Here is a 26,426-nt window from a genome sequence, read left to right as displayed (position 1 = left end):
ATGGACACCTTCTTCTCCTTCTACGTGCTGCCGACGCTGATCATCCTTTTAAAGTCGGTCGTGCTGATCGTCGTTTTGCTGATCGGGGTTGCCTACCTGCTTTACGCCGACCGCAAGATCTGGGCGGCGGTGCAATTGCGCCGCGGCCCGAACGTCGTCGGCCCGTGGGGCACGCTGCAGGCTTTCGCCGATCTGCTGAAATTCGTCTTCAAGGAACCGGTCATTCCGTCCGGCGCCAACAAGGGCGTGTTCCTGCTGGCGCCGCTGGTGTCGGCCGTGCTGGCAATCTCGGCCTGGGCGGTCATTCCCGTCAATGCGGGCTGGGGGATCGCCAACGTCAATGTCGGCATCCTCTACGTCTTCGCCATCTCCTCGCTCGAGGTCTATGGCGTGATCATGGGCGGCTGGGCGTCCAACTCGAAATACCCGTTCCTCGGCGCGCTGCGCTCGGCGGCGCAGATGGTGTCCTACGAAGTCTCGATCGGCTTCGTCATCGTCACCGTGCTGCTCTGCGTCGGCTCGCTCAACCTGTCGGACATCGTGCTGTCGCAGCAGGATGGGCTGGGCACCAAGCTTGGCCTGCCCAACAGCTTCCTCGACTGGCACTGGCTGGCGCTGTTCCCGATGTTCGTCATTTTCTTCATCTCGGCGCTGGCCGAGACCAACCGCCCGCCCTTCGACCTGGTGGAAGCCGAGTCGGAACTCGTCGCCGGCCATATGGTCGAATACTCCTCGACGCCGTTCCTGTTGTTCTTCCTCGGCGAATACGTCGCCGTGGTGATGATGTGCGCGCTGGCCACCATCCTGTTCCTCGGCGGCTGGCTGCCGCCCTTCGACTTCGCCCCCTTCACCTGGGTGCCCGGCGTGATCTGGTTCGTGCTCAAGATCTGCCTGATGTTCTTCATGTTCTCGATGGTGAAGGCCTTCGTGCCGCGCTACCGCTACGACCAGCTGATGCGGCTGGGCTGGAAAGTGTTCCTGCCGATCTCCCTGTTCATGGTCGTTGCCACCGCGGCCTTCCTCAAAATCACGGGGTTTGCGTGATGTCCGCTTTTGGCCAGGCCGCAAAATCGCTGCTGCTGCAGGATTTCGTCAGCGCCTTCTTCCTGTCGATGCGCCAGTTCTTCGCGCCGAAGGAAACGATCAACTATCCGCACGAGAAAGGGCCGACCAGCCCGCGCTTCCGTGGCGAGCACGCGCTGCGCCGCTATCCCAATGGCGAGGAACGCTGCATCGCCTGCAAATTGTGCGAAGCGATCTGTCCGGCGCAGGCGATCACCATCGAGGCCGGCCCGCGCCGCAATGACGGCACGCGCCGCACCGTGCGCTACGACATCGACATGGTGAAGTGCATCTATTGCGGCTTCTGCCAGGAAGCCTGCCCGGTCGACGCCATCGTCGAGGGGCCGAATTTCGAGTTCGCGACGGAGACGCGCGAAGAGCTTTACTACGACAAGGACAGGCTGCTGGCGAATGGCGACCGCTGGGAGCGCGAACTGGCGCGCAACATCTCGCTGGACTCGCCTTACCGCTGACATTTGACGCATGGACGGGGCGAGGGCCCTCGTCTAAGGACAACGCAACTTGCCGGCCTGAGGCGGTCGCAGAAATCAAACAGGACGGATGTCCTGTTTGGACAGGAACCCGGGGGATCCCCAATGCTGAGTGGACTAGAGGCGGCCTTTTTCTACCTCTTCGCCTTTGTCGCGGTGGCGTCGGCCTTCATGGTCATTTCGTCGCGCAACCCCGTGCATTCCGTGCTGTTCCTGATCCTGACCTTCTTTAACGCCGCCGGCCTGTTCATGCTGACCGGCGCCGAGTTCCTGGCGATGATCCTGCTTGTCGTCTATGTCGGCGCGGTCATGGTGCTGTTCCTGTTCGTCGTCATGATGCTCGATGTCGACTTCGCCGAGATGAAGGAAGGCGCCCTGCAATATGCGCCGATCGGCGCGCTGGTCGGGCTGATCCTGGCGGCCGAGCTGATCGTGGTGCTCGGCGGCTACACCTTCGCGCCGCAACTGGCCTCGACGGTCTCCAAACCCATCCCGGATCTTGCCGCGCGGACAAACACCGCAGCACTCGGCGACATCCTCTATACCGACTACCTCTACTACTTCCAGATTTCGGGCCTCATCCTGCTGGTCGCCATGATCGGCGCCATCGTGCTGACGCTGCGCCACAAGGAAGGGATCAAGCGGCAGTCGATCGCAGCCCAGGTCGGCCGCACGCCGACGACAGGCATGGAAATCCGCAAGGTCAAGTCGGGCGAGGGGCTCTGACGATGTTCGGTCGTTTGAAGAAAAAATACTGGGGAGAGCAGGTTGCCTCTTGGCGGGTTGATTCGACTGAAAAGGCCTGGGTATTCGTCTGGAATCGCGACGGGAATCTTACGCTGAACATCAAGAGCGAAGATTTCACATACGTTCAGGGGGCAGGCCGGAATGATGCAACAGTTATCTTCGAGCCTTCTGCCATAGACAGCCTTTTGGACGCCATCGTATCCGCGCGTTCAATGATTCAACAAATGCCGGGAAAGGTTTGATCTGGCCATGGTCGTCGGCATCGCACATTACCTGACCGTATCGGCGATCCTGTTCACGCTGGGCGTGTTCGGCATCTTCCTGAACCGCAGGAACATCATCGTCATCCTGATGTCGATCGAGCTGATCCTTTTGGCGGTCAACATCAATTTCGTTGCCTTCTCGGCGGCATTGGGCGATCTCGTCGGCCAGGTGTTTGCCCTGTTCGTGCTGACGGTCGCCGCCGCCGAAGCGGCCATCGGTCTTGCCATTCTCGTCGTCTTCTTCCGCAACCGCGGCTCGATCGCGGTCGAAGACGTGAACCAGATGAAGGGTTGACGGGGCTAACATGTATCAAGCGATCGTCTTCCTTCCGCTGCTCGGCTTCCTGATCGTCGGTCTGTTCGGCAATTCGCTGGGCGCCAAGGCATCGGAATACATCACCTCGGGCTTCCTGGTGATCTCGGCCGTGCTGTCCTGGGTCGCCTTCTTCTCCGTCGGCTTCGGCGAGGGCGAGGTGTTCACCGTGCCGGTACTGCGCTGGATCCAATCCGGCGGGCTCGACGCGTCCTGGGCGCTCAGGATCGATACGCTGACGGTGGTCATGCTGGTGGTGGTCAACACGGTGTCGGCGCTGGTCCACATCTATTCGATCGGCTACATGCACCACGATCCGAACCGGCCCCGCTTCTTCGCCTATCTGTCGCTGTTCACCTTCGCCATGCTGATGCTGGTGACGGCCGACAATCTGGTGCAGATGTTCTTCGGCTGGGAAGGGGTGGGTCTCGCCTCCTATTTGCTGATCGGCTTCTGGTACAAGAAGCCGTCGGCCAATGCCGCTGCGATCAAGGCCTTCGTCGTCAACCGCGTCGGCGATTTCGGCTTTGCGCTCGGCATTTTCGGCGTCTTCGTTTTGTTCGGCTCGGTCAATCTCGGCACCATCTTCGCCAATGCCGCGACGTTCATTCCGGCTGAAGGCGCACCACAAGGCGCCGCCGTGCTGACCTTCCTCGGCTATGCGCTGGACAAGCAGGCGGCCATGACCATCGTCTGCCTGCTGCTGTTCATGGGCGCTATGGGCAAGTCGGCGCAGGTGCCGCTGCACACCTGGCTGCCGGACGCGATGGAAGGCCCGACCCCGGTCTCGGCACTGATCCATGCCGCCACCATGGTGACGGCCGGCGTGTTCATGCTGGCGCGGCTGTCGCCGCTGTTCGAACTGTCGCATTCGGCGCTGACCGTGGTCACCTTCATCGGCGCCTTCACCGCCTTCTTCGCGGCGACCGTCGGCCTGGTCCAGAACGACATCAAGCGCGTCATCGCCTATTCGACCTGCTCGCAGCTCGGCTACATGTTCGTGGCGCTCGGCGTCGGCGCCTATGGCGCGGCGATTTTCCATCTGTTCACGCACGCCTTCTTCAAGGCGCTGCTGTTCCTGGGCTCGGGCTCGGTCATCCATGCCGTCTCCGACGAGCAGGACATGCGCAAGATGGGCGGCCTGCGGAAGCTCATTCCGAAGACCTACTGGATGATGGTGATCGGCACGCTGGCGCTGACCGGCGTCGGCATTCCGGTGACCGTCATCGGCACCGCCGGCTTCTTCTCCAAGGATGCCATCATCGAGGCTGCCTTTGCCGGCCACAATTCGGTCGCCGGCCTCGCTTTTGTCCTGCTGGTCATCGCCGCCTGCTTCACCTCCTTCTACTCCTGGCGGCTGATCTTCATGACCTTCCACGGCGAGCCGCGGGCGAGCCACGACGTCATGCACCATGTCCATGAATCGCCGCCGGTGATGCTGGTGCCGCTGTTCATCCTGGCCGCGGGCGCGCTGTTTGCCGGCGTTGTCTTTCATGGCGCCTTCATCGGCGAAGCCTATGCCGAATTCTGGAAGGCGTCGCTGTTCACGCTGCCGGGCAACCACATCCTGCACGAGATCCATGAATTGCCGCTGTGGGTCGAGCTGGCACCGTTCGTCGCCATGATCATCGGCTTTGCCGTCGCCTGGAAGTTCTACATCCGCTCGCCGGAGCTGCCCCGGAGCGTCGCCGCCAACCATCGGCTGCTCTATGCCTTCCTGCTCAACAAATGGTACTTTGACGAGCTCTACGACGTCCTGTTCGTGCGGCCGGCAAAGGCGCTGGGCAGGTTCTTGTGGAAGACCGGCGACGGCACCATCATCGACGGGCTCGGCCCTGACGGCATTTCGGCGCGTGTCGTCGACGTCACCGACCGCGTCGTCAAGCTGCAGACCGGCTATCTCTATCACTATGCCTTCGCCATGCTGATCGGCGTGGCCGCACTCGTCACCTGGATGATGCTCTGATGACCGCCTGGCCAATCCTCTCGCTGGTCACGTTCCTGCCGCTCGTAGGTGTGCTGCTGATCCTGTTCATCAGGGATGACAGCCCGAATGCGCGTCGCAACATCCGCGCCATCGCGTTCACGACGACAGCAGCCACCTTCATCATCTCGCTGTTCATCTGGACCGGCTTCGACAATTCGCAAGCCGGCTTCCAGTTCGTCGAGAAGTTTGCCTGGTTGGATTCCGGCATCTCCTACCATATGGGCGTCGACGGCATTTCGATGCTGTTCGTCATCCTGACGACGTTCCTGATGCCGCTCTGCATCCTGGCGTCGTGGGAAGCGATCGACAAGCGGGTCAAGGCCTACATGATCGCCTTCCTGCTCTTGGAAACGCTGATGATCGGCGTGTTCTGCGCGCTCGACATCGTGCTGTTCTACGTCTTCTTCGAGGCCGGCCTGATCCCGATGTTCATCATCATCGGCGTCTGGGGCGGCAAGCGCCGCGTCTATGCCTCGTTCAAGTTCTTCCTCTACACGCTGGCCGGCTCGGTGCTGATGTTGCTCGCCATCATGGCGATGTTCTTCCAGGCGGGCACCACCGACATCCCGACGCTGCTGACCCACAACTTCCCGGCCCACATGCAGACATGGCTATTTCTAGCCTTCTTCGCCTCCTTCGCGGTGAAGATGCCGATGTGGCCGGTGCACACCTGGCTGCCCGATGCGCACGTCGAAGCGCCGACGGCGGGCTCGGTGATCCTGGCGGGCATACTGTTGAAAATGGGCGGGTACGGCTTCCTGCGCTTCTCCCTGCCGATGTTCCCGCTGGCGTCGGAAATGTTCGCACCGCTGGTGTTCACGCTGTCGGTCGTCGCCATCATCTACACCTCGCTGGTGGCGCTGATGCAGGAGGACATGAAGAAGCTGATCGCCTATTCCTCCGTCGCCCATATGGGCTTCGTCACCATGGGCATCTTCGCCATGAACCAGGAAGGCGTGCAGGGCGCGATCTTCCAGATGCTGAGCCACGGCCTCGTCTCGGGCGCACTGTTCCTGTGCGTCGGCGTCATTTACGACCGCATGCACACGCGCGAGATCGACGCCTATGGCGGCTTGGTCAACAACATGCCGAAATACGCCACGGTGTTCCTGATCTTCACCATGGCCAATGTCGGCTTGCCGGGCACGTCAGGTTTCGTTGGCGAGTTCCTGACCATGCTCGGCGTGTTCCGGGTCAACACCTGGGTGGCTTTCTTCGCCGCCACCGGCGTCATCCTGTCGGCGGCCTACGCGCTCTGGCTCTACCGCCGGGTGATCTTCGGCGCGCTGACCAAGGAAAGCCTGAAGGGCCTGCTCGATCTGTCGACGCGCGAGAAGGCAATCATCTACCCGCTGGTCGTGCTGGTCATCTTCTTCGGCGTTTATCCCGCTCCCGTCTTCGATGCCACGGCCCAGTCGGTCAAGGCGCTCGTCACCAATGTCACCGCATCCATCGGCGCCGCGCAGACCGCGGCGGCGAACTGACCAGAGGTTTTGCGAACCATGACGCCGGACCTTTACTCCAGCCTTTCGCTCTCGACGCCGGAGCTGATCCTCGCCATCGGCGCGCTGGCGCTGTTGATGGTGGGCGCCTATTCGCGCGCCAACACTGCCATTCTGGTGACTGTCCTTGCCGTCGCCGTGCTGGTGATCGCAGGCCTATGGCTGATCTTTCCCACGGGACAGGGCGCAGCCTACGGCAACGCCTTCATCCAGGATCCGTTCTCCCGCTTCATGAAGGTGCTGTCGCTGATCGGTTCGGCGGTGACGCTGGTGATGTCGATGCGCTTCGCCAGGCAGGAGCATTTCGACAAGTTCGAATACCCGGTGCTGATCCTGCTCTGCACGCTCGGTATGATGCTGATGATCTCGGCCAACGGCATGATCGGGCTCTATCTCGGCCTCGAGCTGCAGTCGCTGGCGATTTACGTGCTGGCCGCGATCAATCGCGACAATCTGCGTTCGACCGAGGCCGGTTTGAAGTATTTTGTGCTGGGCGCGCTGTCGTCGGGCATGCTGCTTTACGGCATCAGCCTCATTTACGGCTACACTGGCAATGTCGGCTTCCAGGAAATCGCCTCGGCGCTTGGCAGCGGTGAGCGCCAGCTCGGCCTCGTCGTCGGCCTGGTTTTCGTTTTGGCCGGCCTTGCCTTCAAGATTTCCGCGGTGCCGTTCCACATGTGGACGCCCGATGTCTACGAGGGCGCGCCGACGCCGGTCACCGCCTTCCTGGCGGCTGCCCCCAAAATGGCGGCAATGGCGCTGATCGTGCGCGTCACCATGGGCGCCTTCAAGCCGATCGCTTCCGACTGGCAGCAGATCATCGTCTTCATCTCGATCGCCTCGATGGCGCTCGGCTCCTTCGCCGCGATCGGCCAAACCAACATCAAGCGGCTGATGGCGTACTCCTCGATCGGCCATATGGGCTACGCGCTGGTCGGCCTAGCCGCCAACAGCCAGGCCGGCGTGCGCGGCGTCGCCATCTACATGCTGATCTATCTCGTCATGACGCTCGGCACCTTCGCCTTCATCCTCGCCATGCGGCGCAAGGAAGGCAATGTCGAGCAGATCAGCGATCTCGCCGGTCTGTCGTCGACCAACCCGATCATGGCGACGATCCTGACCATCCTGATGTTCTCGCTGGCCGGCATCCCGCCGCTCGCCGGTTTCTGGGGGAAATGGTACGTGTTCCTCGCCGCCATCAACGCCAATCTCTATGCGCTGGCGATCATCGGCGTGCTGGCCTCTGTGGTGGGCGCTTTCTACTATCTGCGGATCATCAAGATCATGTGGTTCGACGAACCGGCCGGCGGCTTCGTGCCGATGGCGGTTGAGCTGCGCCTCGTGCTTGGTGTCTCCGGCGCTTTCGTGCTGTTCTATGTGCTGATCGGCGGGCCGATCGCGACCTACGCCGAAGCCGCCGCCAAGACATTTTTCTGAACGGATGGCATTTCGGCTGGCTCCGACCTCTGAGACGGAAGGGTTCCGGCTCGAGGCCCATGACAGCGTGGGTTCCACCAACACACTGGCGCTGGACCATGCAAGGGCAGGCGATCCCGGCAAATTGTGGGTCGTTTCCAAGAAGCAGGAAAGCGGCCGTGGCCGCCGCGGCAGGGCCTGGGTATCGCCCGAGGGCAATCTGGCGGCGACATTGCTGGTCATCACCGGCGGTGAGTTGCGTCTGGCGGCGACGCTGGGCTTCGTCGCCGGCCTGTCGCTGGCCGATGCGCTCGACGCCGTGGTGCCGAAGGGCAGGATCGCTATCGGCCTCGACGGCGCCAGCCAGGGGCAGAATCGCTTCGAGCTGAAATGGCCGAACGATGTGCTGGCCTCCGGCGCCAAGCTGGCCGGCATCCTGCTGGAATCGGCCATTCTCGATGGCGGCCGTTTCGCGGTGGCGGTGGGCATCGGCGTCAATGTGGTGGCGCATCCGCCGGATTTGCCGTATCCGGCGACATCGCTTCAGGCGCTGGGCGCGACATGCGACGCCGAAACGCTGTTCTTGGCGCTGTCTGATGCCTGGACCGACAATGCCCGGCTGTGGGATGACGGACGCGGGCTCGACGCCATCCGGCGTCGCTGGCTATCGCGCGCGGCGGGGCTTGGCGGCGAGGTTGCTGTCAGGATTGACGGGAATGTGGTGCGCGGTACCTTCGAAACCATTGACGCGGACTGCCGTTTCGTGATCCGCGATGATGAGGGGTCGGTCGTGACGGTAGCCGCCGGCGACGTGCATTTCGGCGCCGTCGCGTCGGCAAAGATTTAGGGGCTGGCCGCAAGGGCCGGGAAGGGAAAATTGATGGCGAAAGCGCAAAACGCCGAACTCGTCTTCGTGCCGCTCGGCGGCGTCGGCGAGATCGGCATGAACTTCGCCCTTTACGGCTATGGGCCGCCTAGCGCGCGCGAGTGGATCGTCGTCGATGTCGGCGTGACTTTTCCCGATGCGGCGCATCCTGGCGTCGACCTGATCCTGCCCGATACGCGCTTCATCGAGGAGAACCTCGCCGGCCTGCGCGGCATCATCATCACCCACGCGCATGAAGACCATTACGGGGCGCTGCTCGACATCTGGCCGAAGCTGAAGGCGCCGGTGTGGATGACACCGTTCAGCGCCGGACTGCTGGACGCCAAGCGCCAGGGCGAGCAGGGCGCGCCGAAGAAAATTCCGGTGACGATCTACCGGGCAGGCGAAACATTCACTGTCGGCCCGTTCTCGATCGAGGCCATTCCGGTGGCGCACTCGATCCCCGAGCCGATGTCGCTGGCGATCACCTCGCCGGCCGGCACCGTCATCCATACCGGCGACTGGAAGATCGATCCGGAACCGACGATCGGTCCGAAAACCGACGAGGCGCGGTTTCGCGCCTATGGCGACAAGGGCGTTCTGGCGCTGGTCTGCGATTCCACCAATGCGCTGCGCGAAGGCGAATCGCCGTCGGAAGTGGCGGTGGGCGAAGGCCTCAGGGGCGTCATCCAGAGCGCTGTCGGCCGTGTCGCCGTCACCACCTTCTCTTCCAATGTCGGGCGCATCGTCTCGATCGCCAAGGCGGCGCGCGATGCCGGCCGCCAGTGCCTGGTGCTGGGCCGCTCGCTGAAGCGGGTCATCGATGTCGCCGGCGAGCTCGGCTACATGGACGGGCTGCCGGAGTTCATCGCCGAAGAGGATTTCGGCTTCATCCCGCGCGAGAACCTCGTCATCATCTGCACCGGCAGCCAGGGCGAGGCGCTGGCGGCACTGGCAAAACTTTCGCGCGACGAGATGAAATCGGTGTCGCTGACGGCCGGCGACACGGTGGTGTTTTCCTCACGCACCATTCCCGGCAACGAGAAGGCGATCCTCGAGATCAAGAACCGCCTCATCGACCTCGGCATCAAGATCATCGAGGATGGCGACGCGCTTGTGCATGTCTCCGGCCATCCCCGCCGCAGCGAATTGCGCAGGATGTATGAATGGGTGCGGCCGCAGATCGGCGTTCCCGTGCACGGCGAAGCCGCGCATCTGGTGGCGCAGGGGTCGCTGATGTCGACGTCGGGCATCGGCCAGGTGGCGCAAGTGCGCGACGGCGACATGCTGCGGCTGGCGCCGGGTCCGGCCACGATCATCGACCAGGTGCCGTTCGGCCGCATCTACAAGGACGGCAGGCTGATCGGCACCGACCAGGCGATGGGCATACGCGACCGGCGCAAGCTATCCTTTGCCGGCCATGTCGCGGTCAATGTCGTGCTCGACGACAAATATGAGCTCGCCGGCGATCCCGATCTGGTCGCCATCGGCGTCGCCGAGGCCGATGCCCGTGGCGAAAACATGGAAGATCTGATGCTCGACGCGGCCGTCGGCGCGGTCGACTCGATCCCTCGCCAGCGCCGCAAGGACCTCGATCTGGTGCAGGAAGCGGTGCGCCGGGCGGGGCGGGCCCCCGCCAACGAGGCCTGGGGCAAGAAGCCGCTGGTGACGGTGTTTGTGACGAGGTGAGGGAATAGGCAGTAGGCGGTAGGCAGTGGAGAAAAATGCAGATGTATCACTACTGCCTACTGCCCATTCCCTACTCTCTTAACTTGTGGAGCACTTCATGCTCGGACGCCTGAACCATATAGCGCTTGCCGTGCCGGACCTGGCCGCGGCGATTGCGGCCTATCGCGATACGCTTGGCGCGAAGGTCACCGCGCCGCAAGCGCTGCCCGAGCATGGCGTTACCGTGGTGTTCGTCGATGTCGGCAACACCAAGATCGAACTCCTGGAGCCGCTGGGCGAGGGGTCGCCGATCGCGGCCTTTCTGGACAAGAACCCCTCGGGTGGCATGCATCATGTCTGCTACGAGGTCGACGACATCCTTGCCGCGCGCGATCACCTCAAAGCGAGCGGCGCCCGCGTGCTGGGCGACGGCAATCCCAAAACCGGCGCCCACGGCAAGCCGGTGCTGTTCCTGCATCCCAAGGATTTCTTCGGCACGCTGGTCGAACTGGAGCAGGCATGAGCTGGATTTCGTTTGCCGCGCTGTTCTTCATCACCTGGTGGCTGATGCTGTTCATCGTGCTGCCGTTCAGCGTCAAGACGCAGGATGACGACCAGGACGTGACGCTGGGCACGGTTGCGAGTGCGCCGCGCGGGCCGCATATGCTGCGCGCCGTGATCCGCACCACCATCGTCACGGCTGTCGTCATGGGGGTTTTCTATAGCCTGACGCACGGGCTGGGCTACAGCCTCGACGAAGTCCCGCACATCATCCCCGAAGCCAGCCAGGCACCGGCTAACTAACCACTTTCCCGCCGGCAGATCGGCTGGGATGTTTGTGTCTGTTTCGGAGCGCCAAACTCAGATTTTGTCTCGCCAGCCTGCGATGCGCAATAGGCGGCCAGGCATGGCCCACCCGCATTAGAATCACGCCTTGGTGTCAGGCTGACGCAAGCTCACGTGATTTGGGAACAGGTTGATCTAACCAGATGATCGGGCAAAAAAAATGCAAGGCACAAGGCCTTGCAATTTAAACGCGTTCCGATCTGTTTTCCGGTTTCCGGCGGCAGCGGGTAACCGCGCCTAGATCGCATCCTCCCAAGACTTTGACCGCGTAGGAGAGCAGATTTTTCTCCACCCTCTCGGTTATCGGGGCACACTAGCCTAACCCTGATGAAATTGTCACGCAGAATTTTGCCCGCAATCGGGCAATCTGTGCTGCAGTGCACAATAGTGCGGCAGGCTTTGCTTGCGAAACGAACAACACCGGGGCTGCCGCCTTAATCTGGTCAGGTGTGCCGCGTCGCCCGGACGCGCAAAGCGTGTGTGAGGACTTTGCAGTCAGGCGATCACTTTGCGTCAGAAGCATTATCGTTTTCGGTGCGAAGGTCTTTGGAAGAAGAATCGATTTTTGCGATTTCGGGCCGATACGGCCGGTCGGGTTTCCATTCCGTCACGAAATAGCTATGAAGCCGGGGCAAGCAAGCCAGCCGCGCCGATTCCGGCGCAGCCTCCTCTCTCACGGACCTGTCCATGCGTTTGTCGCAGTTTTTCCTGCCCATTCTGAAAGAAAATCCGCGCGAGGCCGAGATCGTCTCGCACCGGCTGATGCTGCGTGCCGGCATGATCCGCCAGCAGGGGCAGGGCAGCTTTTCCTGGCTGCCGCTGGGCAAGCTGGTGCTGGACAAGGTCTGCCGCATCATCCGCGAGGAGCAGAACCGCGCCGGCGCTCTGGAAATCCTGATGCCGACCATCCAGTCGGCCGATCTGTGGCGCGAAAGCGGCCGCTATGACGATTACGGCAAGGAGATGTTGCGCATCAAGGACCGGCAGGACCGCGACATGCTCTACGGTCCGACCAATGAGGAAGTGGTCACCGAAATCGTGCGCGCCTACGTCAAGTCCTACAAGGATTTGCCGCTCAACCTCTACCACATCCAGTGGAAGTTCCGCGACGAGGTGCGGCCGCGGTTCGGCGTCATGCGTTCACGCGAATTCCTGATGAAGGACGCCTATTCCTTCGACCTCGATTTCGAGGGAGCCAAAGCCGCCTATAACCGCATGTTCGTATCCTATCTCCGAACGTTCACGCGCATGGGGCTGCAGGCCATTCCGATGCGAGCCGACACCGGGCCGATCGGCGGCGATCTCAGCCATGAATTCATCATCCTGGCCGACACCGGCGAGAGCCAGGTCTATTGCGACCGCGAATATCTGTCGCTCCAGGTGCCCGGCGAGAAAACCGACTTCGGCAATGACGTTGAGATCGCCGACATCGTCAAGACGTGGACGACGCCTTACGCCGCCACCGACGAGATGCATGACGAGGCGGCCTGGGACAAGCTTGGCGAAGCCGACCGGGTCTCGGCACGCGGCATCGAGGTCGGCCACATCTTCCATTTCGGCGACAAATATTCCAAGCCCATGGGCGCCAAGGTGACCGGGCCCGACGGCAAGGATCATTTCGTTTCCGGCGGCTCCTACGGTATCGGTCCGTCGCGGCTGGTGGCGGCGATCATCGAGGCCAGCCATGACGACAACGGCATCATCTGGCCGGAAGCGGTGACGCCGTTCGACATCGGCCTGATCAACATGAAGGCCGGCGACGCCGAGTGCGACCGCGTTTGCGGCGAGCTCTACGCCGCCTTCACCAGCGCCGGCAAGGATGTGCTTTACGACGACACCGACCAGCGGCCGGGCGGCAAGTTCGCCACCGCCGACCTGATCGGCCTGCCCTGGCAGGTGATCGTCGGGCCGCGCGGCGTGGCCGCCGGAGAGATCGAGATCAAGAACCGCCGGACCGGCGAGCGCGAGACGCTGCCGGTCGCGGAGGCCAGGAAACGCTTCGGTGCAACCGCATGAGCGAAGCCGCGGCAGCGAAGTCTTCGGTAGCCCAGTCTCCGGTTGGCAAGTCTCCGGTCGCCAAATCTCCGGTCGCCGGCCCGTTCTCCATGTTCGAACGCATGGTCGCCTGGCGTTATTTGCGGTCGCGCCGCAAGGAGACGGTGATCTCGGTCATCGCCTCGATCTCCTTCCTCGGCATCATGCTGGGCGTCGCCACGCTGATCGTCGTCATGGCTGTCATGAACGGGTTTCGAGCCGAACTTCTGACCCGCATCCTCGGCGTCAACGGCCATCTGATCGTGCAGCCGCTGGATTCGCCGCTTGAGGATTATGCGCAGGTCGCAGCCCGCATCAACGGCGTGGCCGGCGTCAAATACGCGATCCCGCTGATCGACGGCCAGGTGCTGGCGCAAGGCAATGTCGGCGGCGGCATGGGCGCGCTGGTGCGCGGTATCAGGGCCGAAGACCTCGGCAAGATCGCCATCGTCGCCCAAAACGTCAAGCAAGGCACGCTTGACGGCTTCGACTCCGGCGAGGGCGTCGCCATCGGCAAGCGCATGGCGGAGAATCTCGGCCTTGTGCTCGGCGACACCATCACGCTGATCTCGCCGGAGGGCGACGTCACGCCGATGGGCACGACGCCGCGGCTGAAGGGCTACAAGGTGGCGGCGATCTTCGAGGTCGGCATGTCGGAATATGACAGCTCCATCGTCTACATGCCGTTTTCCGAAGCGCAGCTCTATTTCAACATGGACGGCAGGGCGCAGACGATCGAGATCTATGTCGACAATCCCGATAATGTCGACGCGCTGAAACCGCTGGTCGATGCGGCGGCGCAACGGCCGATCGACATGGTCGACTGGCGCCAGCGCAACGAGACGTTCTTTTCAGCACTGCAGGTCGAGCGCAACGTCATGTTCATGATCCTGACGCTGATCGTGCTGGTGGCGGCGCTCAACATCATCTCCGGCCTGATCATGCTGGTGAAGGACAAGGGCCACGATATCGCCATCCTGCGCACAATGGGCGCCTCGCGCGGCGCCATCCTGCGCATCTTCCTGATGACGGGTGCTGCGATCGGCGTCACCGGCACGCTGGCCGGCGTGCTGCTCGGGGTGCTCATCTGCACCAACATCGAATCCATCCGCCAGTTCTTCTCCTGGATGACCGGCAAGGTGCTGTTCAACCCGGAGCTCTATTTCCTCAGCCAGCTGCCGGCAAAGATGGACCCGCGCGAGACCACCTATGTCATCCTGATGGCGCTCGGCCTGTCCTTCCTAGCAACGGTGTTTCCGGCATGGCGCGCCGCACGGCTCGATCCGGTCGAGGCCTTGAGATACGAATGAAGTCCGAGATCATTATCGAGCTGAAGAGCGTCGAGCGGCACTATGTCCAGGGGCCGCGCAAGCTCACCATTTTGAACGGCGCCGACTTTTCGCTGAAGCGCGGCGAGATGGTGGCGCTGGTGGCGCCGTCGGGCACCGGCAAGTCGACGCTGCTCCATACGGCGGGCCTGCTCGAGCGCCCCGACGCCGGTGACGTCATTCTGGCCGGCCGCGCCTGCGGACGGCTCTCCGACGACGAACGCACGGCGATCCGCCGCAACGATGTCGGCTTCGTCTATCAGTTCCATCATCTGCTGCCGGAGTTTTCGGCGCTCGAAAACATCATGATGCCGCAGCTGATCAAAGGGCTTTCGCGCAAGGAGTCGTCGGAGCGCGCAGCACAGCTGCTCGACTATATGCAGATCGGCAAGCGCGCGTCGCACCGTCCGTCGGAGCTGTCCGGCGGCGAACAGCAGCGCGTCGCCATCGCCCGTGCCGTCGCCAATGCGCCCTTGCTGCTTTTGGCAGACGAGCCGACCGGCAATCTCGACCCGGTCACCGCGTCCTATGTCTTCGACGCGCTTGGCGCGCTGGTCAAGCAGTCCGGCCTTGCCGCGCTGATCGCCACCCACAATCACGAGCTCGCCTCGCGCATGGACCGCCGGGTGACGCTGGCGGACGGCAAGGTCGTTCCGTTGTAGGCCCCAACTTCGTCATCCTAGCGTCTGCGCCGCGTCGCTGCGCTCCTTGCTCCGCCCTAGGATGACGAAGTGATTGGTGCGTCTCGGCCGATCGCAAAGGCATGCGATGCGCCCTGCGTCAGCACTGCCGTCACCCCGTCAACCTTTCGTTAACCCTGCCCAAACCGGCTGTCAGGATTCGTCGGCATGCCGCTTTCCGCTCATTGACTTTCGAACAAAGTTAGAACAAAATACGAACATAGCAACAACAGGAGAGAGTTATGAGCGATCTTGTTCAGGACGTCGTTTCGTTGGTGTGCATGAGTGCGTTTCTGGTTTCCATGGCCGTCTGGATCGGCGCCATGTGATGCAACTGCTGTTCGCCGCAGTGTTTTAGGCGGGCAGGAGGGGCGTTGTGCCGTTAAGCCTTTCTTGCCGCCGTGCCGCTAGGGTGCCCTGCCAAATACAGGGAGCAAAACCTCAGGTGTCGCCGATCGTGACGGCCCTTCTCGTGGCCGGTAATCTCGGATTGATTTTCCTTTTGATGACCGCGCCGCTCGGTTTGCGCACGGTGAGGCTCAGCCGCGTGGTCGCAATGGACCGGCAGCGCCTCTGGCAGGCGCTGTGGCCGCTCGGCAGCGATGCCGGCTGGTCCGGCGAGATACTCTCGGCCCAGCCGCTGGACGGGCAGGGCACGGCCCGCATCCTGCTGTCGTGGGAAGGCCGGGACGGCCAGCCGATCGAGCGCAGGTCGCGCTTCGAGGACGTCGTCGAAGGCAGTCGTTTTTCGATGCGGGTCATCGAGGATACCGCGCTCGACGCGTCGTTCTGGAAGGATTTTTATGAGACCACCGAACTCACCTCGGAAGGTGCCGGCACGCGGGTGACGCTCAGTCAGACCGATCGCTATCGCGGCGTCGCCTTCCTGGTGTTCCGCTACTTCGCCATGCGCCGCGAGCTCGGCAAGCTGGAGATCTGGGCGAGGACCGGACAGTATCGCAAGGGCGGCTGGTTCGAGCATCCGCTGAGCCAGGTCGGTTTCGCCGTTCTGTCGGCTTTCATCCTTTGGCCGTTCTTCGGGCTCAATCTTGGCGGCCTGGCGCTGGCCGCGATCCTGACCTCGGTGGTCGCCCTGCATGAGCTCGGCCACATGGCGGCCTTCCGGCTGACCGGTCATCGCAAGGCGCGGATGATCTTTATCCCGCTGCTCGGCGGCATCGCCATTGGTGGCCGGCCTTATGACAGCCGCTTCGAGGTCGCCTTCGTGGCGCTGATGGGCGCCGGCTTTTCCGCGTTCCTGGTTCCGCTGCTGATCGTCGCCAGCGGGCTCGCGTCCGGCGAGGGACATCGGCTCGCCGCGGCCCTTCTGGCGACGCTTGCCGGCTTTGCCGCGCTGTTCAACATCGCCAATCTGGTGCCGGTGTGGAAATTCGACGGCGGCCAGGTGCTGCGCCAGATCTGCCCGGGGCCGGTCGCCCTGGCGCTCGCCTCGTTTTCCCTGCTCTCGGCCTTGCTGTGGCTTGGCTGGCTGGCCGGCTTTTCCCAAAGCTTTCTGCTGGTGGCGGGCGCCGTCTTTGCCATCCTCAGCCTGATGACAGTGGGTAGCGGGGTAAAACCGCGCCACGAATTGAAGCCGATCCGCATCTTCGATCGTTTCGCCATGGCCGGCGCGCTGCTGGCCGTCTTCGCCATTCACGGTTTCGGGCTGTTGTGGGCCTCGGCGCGGTTGCTTTGAGCGTTGGTCGAGGCGAGACTCAGCCGGCCTTGCGAGCCGGTTCTGCAGAAGTTGACTTCGCTGCCCCGAAAACATCCTCGAAGGCGGATTTCAGCGCCAGGTCGAAATCGCCCATGGTCACGGGCAGGCCGAGGTCGACGAGGCTGGTGACGCCGTGATCCGGCACGCCGCATGGCACGATGCCGCTGAAATGGCTGAGATCCGGCTCGACATTGACGGCAATGCCATGAAAGCTCACCCAGCGCCGCAGCCGGATGCCGATGGCCGCGATCTTGTCTTCAGCCGGCGAGCCGTCGGGCAGGGACGGGCGCTCGGGCCGCACCACCCAGACTCCGACGCGGTCCTCGCGGCGTTCGCCGCGCACATTGAAGGCGGCAAGCGTGCCGATGATCCACTGCTCGAGCGCGGCGACGAAGGCGCGCACATCCTCGCGCCGGCGCTTCAGGTCAAGCATGACATAGGCAACCCGCTGCCCCGGCCCGTGATAGGTGTATTCGCCGCCGCGCCCCGCGGCAAAGACCGGGAAACGGTCGGGGTCGATCAGGTCCTCGATGCGGGCGCTGGTCCCGGCGGTGTAAAGCGGCGGATGCTCGACCAGCCAGACCATCTCGGCGGCTGCACCCGCGCGGATCGCCTCGGCGCGCGCTTCCATCAGGGCCAGCGCATCGGTGTAGCCGGTCAGGCCGGGCTCGATGCGCCATTCGACCGGCGCCGAACCCGGCAAGGGCAGGAACGACGTGGCGATCTGGCTGCGTTCGGTCATGGCTTTTTCGTTTTTCGCGTGATGCACGCCGGCTTGGCGAAACCGCCTTGCGCTCTGGGGCCAAATGCATTTGCCCTTCATATGGCGGTATCCGGCTGAAACGTCCAGTTCGCCACGCATTTCGGCCTTCGCGCACGACCCCGAAGATAGGAACGATCTTCGGAAAGGATCATGCGCCAAATCAAAGTGCTGCAGCGTCCTTTGCGCGTCCCACAGGACGCGCGGCGCTGTAGAGGCCGATATGCCAATTCGCGGCGATTATTGCGCGCCGCGCCCTTGTTTCGCAGGAAACGATTTGCTACACGCCGCGAGCCGGTTCGTTCCGGCTCCTACCACGGGCGGTCGTGGCGGAATTGGTAGACGCGCAGCGTTGAGGTCGCTGTGGGGCAACCCGTGGAAGTTCGAGTCTTCTCGACCGCACCATAATTTTTCGGCCATTGAAATCATTGCGGCTTCTCAGGCCGTCGACGCCAAATCATCGCCTTTGGCGCTTGAACCGGCCGCAGCAGAGTTGCAACAAGAGGTCGCAGAGCCGCACGCGAACGCCGCTTGGCTCGCACCGGCCAGCCTCCTGCACCTGAGTCCCCGGCTTTGCCGGTGGCGGGGCAGGGGATGTGGTTGACCTAAGCGGCGCGTCGTTGCGGGAAATGGAGACCCGGACGGGCTCGACGAGGGTCAACGGCCGTCACGACGGTGTGGTGGTGATCGCAGTAGACGCGATCCGGCGACGTCGGCCCGGCACAAAACCGGTAACCACCGGGTACCGACCGGTCTTCGCTCACCGGGAAGCGGCACTGGTGCAGGCCTAGCTGAATGAGGGGGACGTCTCTCGACGCTGGTCTGATATTTTCACGCATGATGGTTTTCAGTTTCCTGGTTCATAGCCATTGCCGGCTGACGGCCGCGATGCGACCGGTCGGAGCGAGCTTCTCTCGTTTTGGAGGGCTGTGGACCACATATGGTGCTGATAGCACCGTCAAAGAAGCCCGGCGCCCCGCTTCTGCAGCCAAATCGTTTGCGACTTAAGGCCACACCCGCGAGCGCCCGAAGCACCTGTCCGGCCGGGATTTGCCGGCGCGCCGTTGCATAGCCTCAGTCCGTCGCCGCCGATCGCTTGAAGACGATGGTGACCCTGGTTCCCTCGCCGGCACTCGACTTGACGTCGAATTGCGCCTTGGCATTTTCGGTCAGCGACCGCGCGATCAAGGAGCCGAGCTTGCCGGGCCTGGGCCAGGTCTCACCCGTCGGCAGACCGATCCCATCATCGGCGACAGTCACCCGGCAACCATCGCCGCTGACGACGCTGTGCAGCGTGATCGTGCCGCCATCGCGCCCGACGAATGCATGTTTGAGAGCGTTGGTCAGCAACTCATTGACGACCAGGCCTGTCGGCATGGCAACGTTGATGGATACCGGATAGGTATCCACCTTAAGGTCGAGGCGGATACCTTCGACTGCGTGCGACGCCATGACGGCGGACGCGATCTGGCTAAGGTACACGCCAAGATCCACCTCATCCTTCTGCTGGTCAGCCGACAATGTCTGGTAGAGGATTGCCAATGCGTCTACCCGGCCGGCAAGCCTTTCGAAACGCTTCTGGTCCGGTTCGGTGGCGTTGCGGGTTTCCATCCGGATCAAAGCGGTGATCATCTGCAGATTGTTTTTCACCCGATGCTGCAGTTCGCGCAACAGGGTGTCCTTCTCCCGGATGAGCTCCTCCGCGGGTCGCGCGTCCTCGGTCTCACCGTGTGCCGTGACGTCGACAAGCGCCACCAGCCGGAAGCAGAGCTTGCCGTTGTCGTCCTCGATAACGTTGGAATAAACGTCGACGATTGCCGGCTTGTCCTCGCCGCGCTCGAGGCGAAACGTGCCGACGAAATCGGTGTCTTCAACGACAGCCTCGGCGAGCGGCCTGTCCTTCTGCCGATGAAGCCCCCTGCCGGAAAGGGCCGCCCAGTTTTCCCGCGCAAGCTTCGGCGCCTTGAGGTCCGAGAGCTTCTCGAATTCGGGATTGGCGTAGACGACACGTTCCTTCGCGATCAATTCCGAGACGGCGATCGCGATCGGCATCTGGTCGAGAAATTTCTTGAACTGGTCGCTTTCCAGCGCGGTGGCGAGGTCAGGCGTATCGAGCAATTGCTCGACAGCGTCAGCCTTATCGGAGTCTGTCATCTCGGCGCCTGCGTGATGCGTGGAAGCCATCAATATCAGGCATGCAATTCACCCGCCATCTCCAATATCGAAGGGGATACGACAGCGTCACTACTGGTGCGGGCCGCGTCGCGCAGCGCTCCACCGCCTGCCGCTCACGAACGAATTGGACAGAAGGCATTTTTCTCAGGGCCGCCGAACTTTGAAAAGAAATGTCTATGGAATTTGTAGAATTACGCTTTGAATGGGATCTCGGTACTGCTCGCAAGCCTTGGCGGCCTTCGCCTCCTGAGTTGAGATCAGTGCTCTCGTTGCCAAGCAAGTCGGCTCCCGATGAGGGAGTTGCTCCGCCGATCGCTATGCGGCCGGCAGACGGCGGAGCATTGCCACCAGCCCGCGGCTTTAGAGGAAGAGGTTCCCATGACCAGACTTACCCCCGTAGAGCAGATCATCCCGGATGCCGATATTGTCCCGCTTACCGGACGCGTCGGCGCAGAGATCAGGAACATTCGGCTCTCCGGCGACCTGCCGCAGCAGACGGTCGCGGCGATCAACCAGATCCTGTTGCGGCACAAGGTGGTGTTCTTCCGCGACCAGGCGCATCTCGACGATGCCGAGCAGGAGCGCTTTGCCCAGCGTCTCGGCGACCTCGTCCCGCATCCGACCCAAGGTCCCGTCAAGGGAACGGCGTCCATTCTCGAACTCGATTCCAGCCGTGGCGGCGGTCGCGCCGACCAATGGCATACCGATGTCACCTTCGTCGACGCCTATCCGAAATTCTCCGTTCTTCGCGGCGTCGTCATACCGCCGGCCGGCGGCGACACCATCTGGTCGAACACCGCGGCCGCCTATCAGGACCTGCCCGAGCCGTTGAAGCTGCTGGCCGACAATCTCTGGGCGGTGCACAGCAACGCCTACGATTACGCCGCGGTGCGGCCGCGTGCGAGCGCCGCGGAAAAGAAGCACTTCGAGGAAATCTTCACCTCGACGATCTACGAGACCGAGCATCCCGTTGTCCGCGTCCATCCCGAAACAGGCGAGCGCTCGCTGCTGCTCGGCAATTTCGTGCAACGGCTGATCGGTCTTTCCAAAAGCGATTCGGCGAAGCTCTACGAGGTGTTCCAGTCCTATGTCACGGCGCCGGAGAACACCGTGCGCTGGCGCTGGAAGGCCGGCGATGTGGCGATCTGGGATAACCGCGCGACGCAGCACTACGCCGTCAACGATTACGGCGACCAGCACCGGGTGGTGCGTCGCGCCACGGTCGACGGCGACGTTCCGGTCAGCGTCGACGGCCGCCGCAGCGCCACCCGCACCAAGGTCGCGAAGCCGGCAGCCGACAAGGCTGCCTGAGGCGCGGTCGAACGCGAAGGCCGCTGTTCAGGCGGCCTTCTTCATACGTGACAGCGTATCGGCGACCACCTCACCAAACGAGGACGGCGTCGGCACGATGATCACACCGGCCTCCTTCAGGATTTCGACCTTTTCCTGCGCCGACTCGCCGAAGGCCGAGATGATGGCGCCGGCGTGGCCCATGCGGCGGCCTTTGGGGGCGGAGAGGCCGGCGATGTAGGCGATCAGGGGCTTGCGCATATTATCGCGCGCCCAGATCGCGGCTTCGGCTTCCTGCGGTCCGCCGATCTCGCCGATCATCACCACCGCGTCGGTGTCGTCATCCTGTTCGAACAGTTTCAGCATGTCCTTGAAGGACGAGCCGTTGATCGGGTCGCCGCCAATGCCGACGCTGGTCGAGACGCCGATGCCGAGCGACTTCATCTGCGACGCCGCCTCGTAGCCCAGGGTTCCCGAGCGGCCGACAATGCCGACGCGGCCAGGCAGATAGATGCTGCCGGGCATGATGCCCATCAGCGCCTGTCCGGGCGTGATGACGCCGGCGCAGTTCGGCCCGATCAGCCGCATGCGGTCCTCGTAGCGGTAGCGCAGCATGTAGCGCTTGACCTGCATCATGTCCTGCGACGGGATGCCGTCGGTGATGCAGACGCAGAGTTTTATGCCGGCGTCGGCCGCTTCCATGATCGAATCGGCGGCAAAAGGCGGCGGCACGAAGACGATGCTGGCCTCCGCGCGGGTCTCGCGCACCGCGCCCTTGACCGTGTTGAAGACGGGCAGGCCAAGATGCTTCTGGCCGCCTTTGCCGGGCGTAACGCCGCCGACCAGCTTGGTGCCGTAGCGCTTCATGTCCTCGGCATGGAAGCTGCCGATCTTGCCGGTGAACCCCTGGACGATGACGCGGGTGCTGCGGTTGAGCAGGATTGCCATTTTCTCGACCTCCCTAGAGCATGATGCCGAAAAGTGTGAAGCGGTTTTCGGACGACATCATGCTCCATCTGTTTGATTTTAGAGACGGATTCAGATTTCAGGTCGATTCGACCTGAAATCATCCGGCTCTAGGCTGCTTTTTTCTTGGTGGCCGCGCGCCAGGCAGCGACGGCTTTTTCGGCGGCTTCGGCCAGCGTGTCGGCAACGATTACCGCCTCGCCGGAATCGGCCAGGATGCGGCGGCCTTCCTCGGCCTTGGTGCCGGAGAGACGGACCACCAGCGGCACGTTGACGCCGACCTCGCGTATCGCCTTGATGATGCCTTCGGCGACCCAGTCGCAGCGGTTGATGCCGGCGAAGATGTTGACCAGGATGGTCTCGACATTCTTGTCGCCGAGCACGGCGCGGAAGGATTTCGCCACCCGCTCGGGCGAGGCGCCGCCACCGATATCGAGGAAGTTGGCCGGTTCGCCGCCGGCGATCTTGATCATGTCCATGGTCGCCATGGCGAGGCCGGCGCCATTGATGATGCAGCCGATATTGCCGTCGAGGCCGACATAGGAGAGGCCACGGTCGCTGGCGAAGGTTTCGCGCGGATCTTCCTGGCTCTTGTCGCGCAGCTCGGAGATTTCCGGCCGTCGGAACAGCGCGTTCTCGTCGAACGACATTTTGGCGTCGAGCGCGATCAGATTGCCGTCGCGGGTCACCACCAGCGGATTGATCTCCAGCATCGAGGCGTCGTAGTCGCGGAACACCCGGTAGCAGCTGAAGATGGTCTCGGTCGCCTTGCCGATCAGATTGTGGTCGAGGCCGAGCCCGAAGGCGATCTCGCGCGCCTGGAAACGCTGCATGCCGACGCCGGGATCGACCGATGTGCGCAGGATGGAGTTCGGCGCCTTTTCGACGATGTCCTCGATCTCCATGCCGCCGGCAGCCGAAGCCACGATCATGACGCGCTCTTCCTTGCGGTCGAGGACGAAGCCGACATAGAGCTCCTGCGCTATGTCGACGGCTTCCTCGAGATAGAGGCGCGAAATCAGCTTGCCGCGCGGGCCGGTCTGCTGTGTCACCAGCTTGCGGCCGAGCATGGCTTCGGCGGCGTCGGAGATCTCCTCGTCATTGGCGCAGAGCTTGATGCCGCCGGCCTTGCCGCGGGCGCCGGAATGCACCTGCGCCTTCAAGACCCATTTGGCGCCGCCGATCTCGCGCGCCCTGTAGGTCGCCTGCTCGGGGCTGTAGGCCAGCCCGCCGCGCGGCACATGCACGCCGTGGCGTGCCAGCAGTTCCTTGGCCTGATATTCGTGGATGTCCATTTTGTCCTCCCTGAACGGTCAATGCGCGGCGACGCGCGGCTCACTCGAGAATTGACCGGCGCGTTCGATTGCCTCGTTGACCACCAGAACATTGCGCGCCATGCGTTCCGACGCGGCGTCGATCATCTTGCCGTCGAGGGCGGCTGCTCCCTTGCCCTGCGCCTCCGCCTCCTTCAGCACTTCGAGGATGCGCCGGGCGCGGGTGACCTCTTTTTCCGGTGGAGAGAAGACGTCGTTGGCGAGCGCGATCTGCGAGGGATGGATTGCCCATTTGCCTTCGATACCCAGCGCCGCCGCGCGTCTGGCGCCGGCGACGTAGCCCTCCGGATCGGAGAAGTCGCCGAAAGGCCCGTCAATCGCGCGCAGGCCATAGGCCCGGCAGGCGACGGTCATCCGCGACAGAGCGAAATGCCACTGATCGCCGGGATAGTCGGGGTTGAGGCCGCCGATGTTGACCGTGCGCGCCTTGCAGCTTGCCGCATAATCGGCGACGCCGAAATGCATGGCTTCCAGCCGGCCGGGTGTCGCGGCAATCGCCTCGACATTGGCCATGCCGAGCGCGGTCTCGATCAGCGCTTCGAGGCCGACGCGGGTCCTGAAACCCTTTGCCATCTCGATCTGGTTGACCATGGCCTCGACCATGTAGAGGTCGGCCGGCACGCCGACCTTCGGCACCAAAATGGTGTCCAGCCGGTCGCCGGCCTGCTCCATGACGTCGACCACGTCGCGGTACATGTAATGGGTGTCGAGCCCGTTGATGCGCACCGAGACGGTCTTGCCCTTGGCGCGCCAGTCGATGTCGTTGAGCGCCTGGATGATGTTCTTGCGGGCGCGCTCCTTGTCGGGCGGGGCGACGGCGTCCTCGATGTCGAGGAAGATGAAGTCGGCGGCGCTGTTGGCCGCCTTGTCGATCATTTCCGGACTGGAGCCGGGAACCGCCAGTTCGCTGCGCTGCAGGCGGAGTTTCTTCAGATGGTTGATGGTGTGGCTCATCGTTGGCTCCCTCAGGCGGCTTCGGCGACCGGCACGGCGGCCGAGGCGCGGAAGTGCTGGATGGCGGCGCCGACGCCGGAGCCGGGCGCCAGCCGTACGCCGCAGTCGAGCAGCGCCATTTCGGCGGCCGAGAGCGAGGCCAGCACCATCACCTCGTTCACCCAGCCGAGATGGCCGATGCGGAAGACCTTGCCGATCACCTTGTTGAGGCCGCCGCCGAGCGAGGTCTGGTATTTCTGGTAGGCGCGCTTGACCACATCGCCGCTGTCGACGCCGTCCGGCACCAGGATGGCGCTGACGGTGTCGGAGTGCCATTTAGGCGTCTTGGCGCAGAGCTTCAGGCCCCAGGCGTCGACCGCCTTGCGCACGCCTTCGGCGAGGCGATGGTGGCGGGCGAAGATGTTTTCCAGCCCTTCCTCGGCGATCAGGTCGAGCGAGGCGCGCAGGCCGCGCAGCAGCTGCGTAGCCGGCGTATAGGGGAAATAGCCGGCGTCGTTGGCGCGGATCATATCTTCGAAGGAGAAGAAACAGCGGCGGTGGGTGGCGCTCCGCGAGGCCACCAGCGCCTTCTTGCTGACGGAGAGGAAACCGAGGCCGGCGGGCAGCATGAAACCCTTCTGCGAGCCGCTGACCGCGCAATCGACGCCCCATTCCTCCTGGCGAAAGTCGATCGAGCCGATCGACGAGACGCCGTCGACGAAGAGCAAAGCAGGGTGGTTGGCGTCATCGAGCGCGGCGCGGCAGCCGGCGACGTCGCTGGTCACGCCGGTCGCGGTCTCGTTCTGCGTGCAGAAGACTGCCTTGATGCGGTGCGCCTTGTCGGCCCTGAGCCGCTCCGCATAGAGCTCGAGCGGCACGCCGGTTCCCCATTCGCAGTCGATGACATCGACCTCGAAGCCGAGGCGCTCGGCCATGTCGACCCACAGATGCGAGAACTGGCCGAAGCGCGACATCAGCACGCGGTCACCGGGGCTGAGCACATTGGTCATCGCCGCTTCCCACGCGCCGGTGCCGGAGGAGGGGTAGATGAAGACGCGGCCGGTCTCGTTCTTGAACACCGTCTTGATGTCTTCGAACAGCGGCAGCGTGAGATCGGGGAAGGATGCTGCACGCATGTCTTCCATCGGCAGGTTCATCGCCTGCCGGACCTGTTCGGGGATGTTGGTCGGTCCGGGAATGAAAAGATGGATGAAACCGGCCATGTCGCGAACTCCTCCTGATCCAGCAAAGCGGTGAGGGGAGTTTCGTCTCGACGGCTAATGGCAACAACACCTCAAGGGGTAACATCTTGCCGCGCGCGGGTGGGGGTTGCCTACCCGGGTGACCTACCCGCGGCCAGTCGCTCGCCTACCCCAACGGCTGCTTCTGGGTACGCCTCTCCCGCGCGTAGAGCGCGACTGCCATCGCCCGGTTGCGGACGTCGAGCTTGTCGTAGAGATTCTTGAGGTGGTATTTCACCGTGTTCTCCGAAATCCCGGTGCGCGTCGCGATCTGCAGATTGGTCCAGCCGTCGGACAGCACGGCCAGCAGCTCGCGCTCGCGCACGGTGAGCAGCGACAAGGGTGTGTCGTTGACCTTGTTGATGTCGATGTAGGGGATGCAGATGCGGCCATGCGCGACGGCCAGGATGGTCTCGAAGATGATCGCCGGATCGTCGAACTGGAAGCAGTAGCCCTGGGCGCCGAGCCGCACGCACTGCTTCAGGATGCCGATGTCGTGGTCGTTGGAAAACACCGCGATGCGCACGCCCAGCTTGCGGCTGTGAACCTCGGCCAGCACATCGGCGCCGTCCATGTCGGAGAGCTTCCAGCCGATAACGGCGACGTCGAATTCCGCTTCGGCTGCCAATTCCAGAAAATGCCTGCCGCTTTGCACGCAGGCCCTGAGATCGAAGCGCCCGTCGCAGTCCAGCATGTCGCGCAGCGCCGATATGACGAGCGGATTGCGTTCGGCGACGACCACGCGCACGCGCCGTTCCTCGATTGCCTTCTGCGTCTGTGACCTGATCTTCAAGGGCTTCCGGCTGTT

25 protein-coding genes and 1 tRNA gene are annotated in these 26,426 nt (G+C 63.2%); 18 read left to right on the top strand and 8 right to left on the bottom strand.

Translation table 11 applies throughout. The annotated features are described in order from the left end of the window. The 16 genes from nuoH (at nt 1) to NKI15_RS04750 (ending at nt 16,898) form a co-directional block, all read left to right on the top strand. Nucleotides 1-1,044, top strand: coding sequence for an NADH-quinone oxidoreductase subunit NuoH (gene nuoH, locus NKI15_RS04825; RefSeq protein WP_023685202.1), 1,044 nt, complete (start codon nt 1-3; stop codon nt 1,042-1,044). Then, complete coding sequence (gene nuoI / locus NKI15_RS04820) at nt 1,044-1,535, top strand: NADH-quinone oxidoreductase subunit NuoI (protein ID WP_023685203.1); 492 nt, start codon at nt 1,044-1,046, stop codon at nt 1,533-1,535. Before nuoH ends, nuoI begins: the two co-directional genes overlap by 1 nt. A gap of 123 nt (nt 1,536-1,658) precedes the next feature. Next, the gene (locus NKI15_RS04815) at nt 1,659-2,279 is read left to right on the top strand and encodes an NADH-quinone oxidoreductase subunit J (RefSeq protein WP_023706138.1); all 621 of its coding nucleotides are present in this window, start codon (nt 1,659-1,661) and stop codon (nt 2,277-2,279) included. A gap of 2 nt (nt 2,280-2,281) precedes the next feature. Continuing rightward, the gene (locus tag NKI15_RS04810; protein WP_023670811.1) at nt 2,282-2,542 is read left to right on the top strand and encodes a hypothetical protein; all 261 of its coding nucleotides are present in this window, start codon (nt 2,282-2,284) and stop codon (nt 2,540-2,542) included. A gap of 7 nt (nt 2,543-2,549) precedes the next feature. Continuing rightward, complete coding sequence (nuoK, locus tag NKI15_RS04805) at nt 2,550-2,858, top strand: NADH-quinone oxidoreductase subunit NuoK (RefSeq protein WP_023670810.1); 309 nt, start codon at nt 2,550-2,552, stop codon at nt 2,856-2,858. 10 nt (nt 2,859-2,868) lie between these two features. Next, a complete protein-coding gene (nuoL, locus tag NKI15_RS04800; RefSeq protein ID WP_023706137.1) occupies nt 2,869-4,842 on the top strand; it encodes an NADH-quinone oxidoreductase subunit L in 1,974 nt (657 codons plus the stop codon). After that, on the top strand, nt 4,842-6,347 hold the full coding sequence (locus NKI15_RS04795) for an NADH-quinone oxidoreductase subunit M (RefSeq protein WP_023670808.1): 1,506 nt from the start codon (nt 4,842-4,844) through the stop codon (nt 6,345-6,347). Before nuoL ends, NKI15_RS04795 begins: the two co-directional genes overlap by 1 nt. Nucleotides 6,348-6,365: 18 nt before the next feature. Further along, nucleotides 6,366-7,802 (top strand): NADH-quinone oxidoreductase subunit NuoN, encoded by a 1,437-nt coding sequence (nuoN, locus tag NKI15_RS04790; RefSeq protein WP_023706136.1) that lies wholly within the window; start codon nt 6,366-6,368, stop codon nt 7,800-7,802. A gap of 4 nt (nt 7,803-7,806) precedes the next feature. Beyond that, nucleotides 7,807-8,628, top strand: coding sequence for a biotin--[acetyl-CoA-carboxylase] ligase (locus NKI15_RS04785; protein WP_023709242.1), 822 nt, complete (start codon nt 7,807-7,809; stop codon nt 8,626-8,628). Nucleotides 8,629-8,661: 33 nt separating this feature from the next. Beyond that, entirely contained in the window at nt 8,662-10,335 is a 1,674-nt protein-coding gene (locus NKI15_RS04780; protein ID WP_352885794.1) for a ribonuclease J, read from the top strand. A gap of 97 nt (nt 10,336-10,432) precedes the next feature. Further along, nucleotides 10,433-10,837 carry a methylmalonyl-CoA epimerase gene (gene mce / locus NKI15_RS04775; RefSeq protein WP_023698333.1) on the top strand — a complete coding sequence of 135 codons (405 nt, stop codon included), beginning with the start codon at nt 10,433-10,435 and terminating at the stop codon, nt 10,835-10,837. After that, complete coding sequence (locus NKI15_RS04770; protein WP_023670803.1) at nt 10,834-11,118, top strand: DUF1467 family protein; 285 nt, start codon at nt 10,834-10,836, stop codon at nt 11,116-11,118. The genes mce and NKI15_RS04770 overlap by 4 nt, the downstream gene beginning before the upstream one ends. Before the next feature lie 729 nt (nt 11,119-11,847). Continuing rightward, entirely contained in the window at nt 11,848-13,176 is a 1,329-nt protein-coding gene (gene proS / locus NKI15_RS04765) for a proline--tRNA ligase (RefSeq protein WP_023750163.1), read from the top strand. Beyond that, nucleotides 13,173-14,504: a lipoprotein-releasing ABC transporter permease subunit gene (locus NKI15_RS04760; protein ID WP_023750164.1), complete on the top strand. Its 1,332-nt coding sequence runs from the start codon at nt 13,173-13,175 to the stop codon at nt 14,502-14,504. Before proS ends, NKI15_RS04760 begins: the two co-directional genes overlap by 4 nt. Then, nucleotides 14,501-15,184 (top strand): ABC transporter ATP-binding protein, encoded by a 684-nt coding sequence (locus NKI15_RS04755; protein ID WP_023670800.1) that lies wholly within the window; start codon nt 14,501-14,503, stop codon nt 15,182-15,184. Before NKI15_RS04760 ends, NKI15_RS04755 begins: the two co-directional genes overlap by 4 nt. A gap of 463 nt (nt 15,185-15,647) precedes the next feature. After that, nucleotides 15,648-16,898, top strand: a complete 1,251-nt coding sequence (locus tag NKI15_RS04750; protein ID WP_023741629.1) for a peptidase M50 — start codon at nt 15,648-15,650, stop codon at nt 16,896-16,898. A 19-nt stretch (nt 16,899-16,917) separates the two neighbouring features. On the opposite strand, the gene lipB is transcribed toward NKI15_RS04750, so the two are convergent. After that, the gene (lipB, locus tag NKI15_RS04745) at nt 16,918-17,661 is read right to left on the bottom strand and encodes a lipoyl(octanoyl) transferase LipB (protein WP_023690297.1); all 744 of its coding nucleotides are present in this window, start codon (nt 17,659-17,661) and stop codon (nt 16,918-16,920) included. A 338-nt stretch (nt 17,662-17,999) separates the two neighbouring features. Here lipB and NKI15_RS04740 point away from each other — a divergent pair. Further along, nucleotides 18,000-18,084: transfer RNA gene (locus NKI15_RS04740), tRNA-Leu, on the top strand. 200 nt (nt 18,085-18,284) lie between these two features. Here NKI15_RS04740 and NKI15_RS04735 read toward each other — a convergent pair. After that, on the bottom strand, nt 18,285-18,518 hold the full coding sequence (locus NKI15_RS04735) for a GcrA family cell cycle regulator (RefSeq protein WP_081726058.1): 234 nt from the start codon (nt 18,516-18,518) through the stop codon (nt 18,285-18,287). 235 nt (nt 18,519-18,753) lie between these two features. Next, nucleotides 18,754-19,833 (bottom strand): sensor histidine kinase, encoded by a 1,080-nt coding sequence (locus tag NKI15_RS04730; RefSeq protein ID WP_023685214.1) that lies wholly within the window; start codon nt 19,831-19,833, stop codon nt 18,754-18,756. Between the two features lie 399 nt (nt 19,834-20,232). Here NKI15_RS04730 and NKI15_RS04725 point away from each other — a divergent pair, with 399 nt between their 5' ends. After that, the gene (locus NKI15_RS04725; RefSeq protein WP_023739133.1) at nt 20,233-21,165 is read left to right on the top strand and encodes a TauD/TfdA dioxygenase family protein; all 933 of its coding nucleotides are present in this window, start codon (nt 20,233-20,235) and stop codon (nt 21,163-21,165) included. A 27-nt stretch (nt 21,166-21,192) separates the two neighbouring features. On the opposite strand, the gene sucD is transcribed toward NKI15_RS04725, so the two are convergent. The 5 genes from sucD to NKI15_RS04700 form a co-directional block, all read right to left on the bottom strand. After that, nucleotides 21,193-22,092 (bottom strand): succinate--CoA ligase subunit alpha, encoded by a 900-nt coding sequence (gene sucD / locus NKI15_RS04720; RefSeq protein WP_023670795.1) that lies wholly within the window; start codon nt 22,090-22,092, stop codon nt 21,193-21,195. 128 nt (nt 22,093-22,220) lie between these two features. Continuing rightward, on the bottom strand, nt 22,221-23,405 hold the full coding sequence (locus NKI15_RS04715) for a malate--CoA ligase subunit beta (RefSeq protein WP_023746860.1): 1,185 nt from the start codon (nt 23,403-23,405) through the stop codon (nt 22,221-22,223). Nucleotides 23,406-23,423: 18 nt separating this feature from the next. Then, complete coding sequence (locus tag NKI15_RS04710) at nt 23,424-24,398, bottom strand: HpcH/HpaI aldolase/citrate lyase family protein (RefSeq protein ID WP_023746859.1); 975 nt, start codon at nt 24,396-24,398, stop codon at nt 23,424-23,426. 11 nt (nt 24,399-24,409) lie between these two features. Beyond that, entirely contained in the window at nt 24,410-25,600 is a 1,191-nt protein-coding gene (locus NKI15_RS04705) for an aminotransferase class V-fold PLP-dependent enzyme (RefSeq protein WP_023746858.1), read from the bottom strand. 145 nt (nt 25,601-25,745) lie between these two features. After that, nucleotides 25,746-26,366, bottom strand: a complete 621-nt coding sequence (locus tag NKI15_RS04700; RefSeq protein ID WP_031203282.1) for a response regulator transcription factor — start codon at nt 26,364-26,366, stop codon at nt 25,746-25,748. Between the last annotated feature and the right edge of the window lie 60 nt (nt 26,367-26,426).

Source organism: Mesorhizobium sp. M0862 (assembly GCF_040319795.1).
Lineage (GTDB): Bacteria > Pseudomonadota > Alphaproteobacteria > Rhizobiales > Rhizobiaceae > Mesorhizobium.
Note: the sequence above shows the minus strand (reverse complement) of the source record. Positions and strands in the feature narration are given on the sequence as shown.